General features: G+C 70.0%; 5 protein-coding genes. All 5 read right to left on the bottom strand.

Annotated features, from left to right (window positions below; all coding sequences use genetic code 11):
* The coding region (locus ACK42S_RS16495) for a molybdopterin molybdotransferase MoeA (RefSeq protein ID WP_409710072.1) at positions 1 to 934 on the bottom strand (934 nt) is incomplete at its 3' end.
* A gap of 13 nt (positions 935 to 947) precedes the next feature.
* Positions 948 to 1,532, bottom strand: a complete 585-nt coding sequence (locus ACK42S_RS16490; RefSeq protein WP_409710070.1) for an N-acetyltransferase family protein — start codon at positions 1,530 to 1,532, stop codon at positions 948 to 950.
* Positions 1,483 to 2,073, bottom strand: a complete 591-nt coding sequence (gene mobA / locus ACK42S_RS16485) for a molybdenum cofactor guanylyltransferase MobA (protein ID WP_409710066.1) — start codon at positions 2,071 to 2,073, stop codon at positions 1,483 to 1,485. Before mobA ends, ACK42S_RS16490 begins: the two co-directional genes overlap by 50 nt.
* Entirely contained in the window at positions 2,060 to 2,356 is a 297-nt protein-coding gene (locus ACK42S_RS16480) for a hypothetical protein (RefSeq protein ID WP_409710063.1), read from the bottom strand. The genes mobA and ACK42S_RS16480 overlap by 14 nt, the downstream gene beginning before the upstream one ends.
* Before the next feature lie 2 nt (positions 2,357 to 2,358).
* Complete coding sequence (gene moaA, locus ACK42S_RS16475) at positions 2,359 to 3,474, bottom strand: GTP 3',8-cyclase MoaA (protein ID WP_409710060.1); 1,116 nt, start codon at positions 3,472 to 3,474, stop codon at positions 2,359 to 2,361.
* Positions 3,475 to 3,651: the final 177 nt, after the last annotated feature.

Genomic DNA, 3,651 nt, shown 5'->3' with positions numbered 1-3,651 from the left:
GGGTTGTTGGGTGGCTGTGTTTTTGGGTGTGGCCGAGGGCGGGGGGCCGGTTGGGGCGCATCGCGATTCTCCAGAACGCCACCTCGCCCAGCCGCGCCATCATCTGCTTGGTGAAGTCGGCCTCACCCACGCTCACGCCGCCCGAGGTGATGATGGCGTCAGCGCTCTCGGCGGCCTGCCGGAAGGCGGCTTCCAGGGCCTGGGGATCGTCGCGCACGACCCCGAGATCGAGCAATTCCACGCCCAGGCGCTGCAGCATGCCGTGGATCGTGTAGCGGTTGCTGTCGTAGACGCAGCCGGCCTCCAGCGGCTCGCCGATGGAGCGCAGTTCGTCGCCGGTGGAGAAGAAGGCCACCCGCAGGCGGCGCAGGACGGGCACTTCGGCCTGACCCAGCGAGGCCAGCAGGCCCAGGTCGGCCGGACGCAGGATCTTCCCGGCCGACAGCGCGGGCCGGCCCCGTGCGAGGTCCTCCCCTCGCAGCCGGCGATTGTCGCCAGCGCGCACGGCGCCGGCGGGCAGGGTCACGACTTCGCCCTCGACCTGGCAGAACTCCTGCGGCACGACGGTGTCCAGCCCTTCGGGCATCACGGCGCCGGTCATGATGCGCACGCACTGGCCGGGCGCCACCCGCTGCTCGAGGGGTTGGCCGGCCAGCGCGGTGCCTGCGATGCGCAGCCGTGTCGGGCCGTCGGCGCTCAGGTCGGTGCCACGCAGCGCGTAGCCGTCCATGGCTGAGTTGTCGTGCGACGGCACATCGATCGGCGAGATCACGTCGGTGGCCAGCACGCGACCCAGCGCCGCGCGCAGGGGCAGCTTCTCGACGGTGTCCACGCGCGGGACGAAGCGGCGGATGAACTCCTGCGCCTTCTCCACGGGCAGGGCGTCCGGGTCGTAGCCGCTCACACAGGAGGCGATCTGTTCGAGGGATGTCATCGGGGGGCGCCGTTCACAGCATCAACACCATGTGAGCCTTGTCGAAGTACTGCACCTTGCGGCCGGTCTCGACGCGGATGGCCCGTGGCAGCAGGCCGTACACCTTGAAGCCCGCCCGCTCATACAGGCGCAAGGCCCGTTCGTTGGACGCCGTCACCGTGAGTGTCAGCATCTCCAGGCCTTGGGCCTGGCGCGCCAGGTCCAGGCAAGCCGCGAGCAACTGGCGGCCGATGCCCAGGCGAGTGTGCGATTCGCGCACGTACATGCCGACGATGTTGGCGCGGTGGCGCAGCTTGCGCTTGAGTTCGCGCTCGCAGGCCACCGAGCCGGCCAGCTCGCCGTCCACCCAAGCCCCCATCAGGAAGGTGCCGCCCAGCGGTTCGCTCAGGCCCAGCCGTCCCAGATAGCTCTCGGGGCTGCGCAGCCGCTCGGTCTCGGCGTCTGACGTGAAGGATTCGGGGTGGCGCTGCAGGGCCTCGTCGCGCAGCAGCTTGTAGGCCGGCAGGTCCTCCGGGCCCAGACGGCGCACCTCGATCAGCGGGGCGCGTTCAACCGCCGCCGCGTTCGAGCGCCACCAGCTCGTCTTGGGTGTTGGCATTGGCAAAGGCCGACTCGTCATCGAATGGCACCTCCACGGTGTGGTGCTGGGCCGTCCAGCGGTCGATCTTGCGTCCGCCCGCATGCGTGTAGCGCACGAGGCTTTCCAGCAGCGAGGTCCGCATCAGTGTGAACACGGGCTGAACCTGGTCCCCGGTGCGCGCCATCGCGATCTCGGCGTCCTGGGCCTGCAGCGCCGTCCCCAGCCGATGAACCAGATCGGTCGGAAACAGCGGCGAGTCGCAGGGCACGGTGACGAGATAGGGCGTCTCGCAATGCTCCAGCCCGGCCAGGAACCCTGCCAGCGGCCCGGCGTAGTCGGGCAGGGCATCGGGCCAGACCGGCACGCCGAAGGACTCGTAGGCGCCGAGGTTGCGGTTGGCGTTGATCATCACGCGGCCCACCTGCGGCGACAGCCGCAGCAGCGCATGCAGGGCCAGCGGCAGGCCGCGGTAGTTTTGCAGGCCCTTGTCGACCCCGCCCATGCGGCTGCCGCGGCCGCCGGCCAGGATCAGGCCGGTGATGAGCTCAGGATCCATCATTGCGCTCGTTGGGGAAGGGATCGCCCAGGTGGCGAGCGCCTTGCATCACGGCCACCACGACGCAGCCCACCGCCACCGTGACGACCATCGCGAGCAGGAAGACCATGCCGCCGGTGACGATGTAGTCGACGAGCTGCGCCGCGCGGTGCGCATCGTCGTGCAGCCCCTCCTGCAGGCCGGCCTTGATCCAAGAGCCGATGAGCCAGGGGATCATCACACTGGCCAGCACGGCGGCCAGCAGGCGCCGTTTGACGGCGGGGGCCAGCAGCGGGGCGCGCGCCATGCTCAGCCTCCGATGTAGTGCATCTCGACCTTGCGCAAGGCGGTGCCAGTGTCGGCTTGCAGGGCTGCGCGCAACTCGGAGTAGCGGTCGCCGCGGTCCTGCCAGATCAGCCCGATGGCTGCCGCGATCTGCTCGTCGGTGCAGCCTGCGCGCAGCAAGGCGCGCAGGTCATGCCCTTGCTGGGCGAACAGGCACAGGAACAGCTTGCCCTCGGTGGACAGGCGGGCGCGGTTGCAGTCGCGGCAGAAGGCCTGGGTGACGCTGGAGATCACGCCGATCTCGCCGCCACCGTCGCGGTAGCGCCAGCGCTCGGCGGTCTCGCCGGGGTAGTTCGGGTCGATGGGTTCGAGCGGAAAGTGGGCGCTCAAGCGTTCGATCACCTCGGCCGAGGGCAGCACCTCCTCCATGCGCCAGCCGTTGGTCGCTCCCACGTCCATGAACTCGATGAAGCGCAGCACGATGGAGGTGCCGCGGAAATGGCGGGCCATCGGGACGATCTCGTGGTCGTTGGTGCCGCGCTTGACCACCATGTTGACCTTCAGCGGCCCCAGGCCGACCTGCTGGGCGGCCTCCAGCCCTGCCAGCACGTCGGCCACCGGGAAATCGACATCGTTCATGCGGCGAAACAGCGCATCGTCCAGCGCATCCAGGCTGACGGTCACGCGCTGCAGGCCGGCCTCCTTCAGGGCCCGCGCCTTGCGCGCCAGGACCGAGCCGTTGGTCGTGAGCGTCAGGTCCAGGGGCTGGCCGTCGGGCGTGCGCAGGGCAGCGAGCATCTCGATCAGGCGTTCGAGGTCCTTGCGCAGCAGGGGCTCACCCCCCGTGAGCCGGATCTTGCGCACGCCGTGAGCGACGAACAGCCGGGCCAGCCGGGTGATCTCCTCGAAGCTCAGCAGGGCGCTGTGAGGCAGGAACTGATAGTGCTTGTCGAAGACTTCCTTGGGCATGCAGTAGCTGCACCGGAAGTTGCACCGGTCCGTCACCGAGATGCGCAGGTCGCGCAAGGGCCGGCCCAGGCGGTCGCTGAGCGGCCCGTCGGGCGAGCGCCACTGGTCCGGCACCCGCGGCACGGAGGCCCGGACACGGTGATCGGCCAGCGGGATCACTTTCTCTGCCATGGCCCCGATTGTGCATCGGCGCGGGCCGGATGGTCCATCGGCCCGTCCCGGGGCTTGCCGCGCATCAAGGCCTGCGGTCGAACGCCGCACCGGGCCGCCGCCGTAGGCGGGGTCAATGTGCGAGGGGGAACGCCGCCTCGGCGGCCTGCTGTGCCGGCAGGCCCCGGCCGCCGGTGG

This window comes from Caldimonas sp. (assembly GCF_046289365.1).
Lineage (GTDB): Bacteria > Pseudomonadota > Gammaproteobacteria > Burkholderiales > Burkholderiaceae_C > Caldimonas.
The sequence above is the reverse complement of the archived record's forward strand: the minus strand, read 5'-3'. Positions and strand labels throughout refer to the sequence as shown.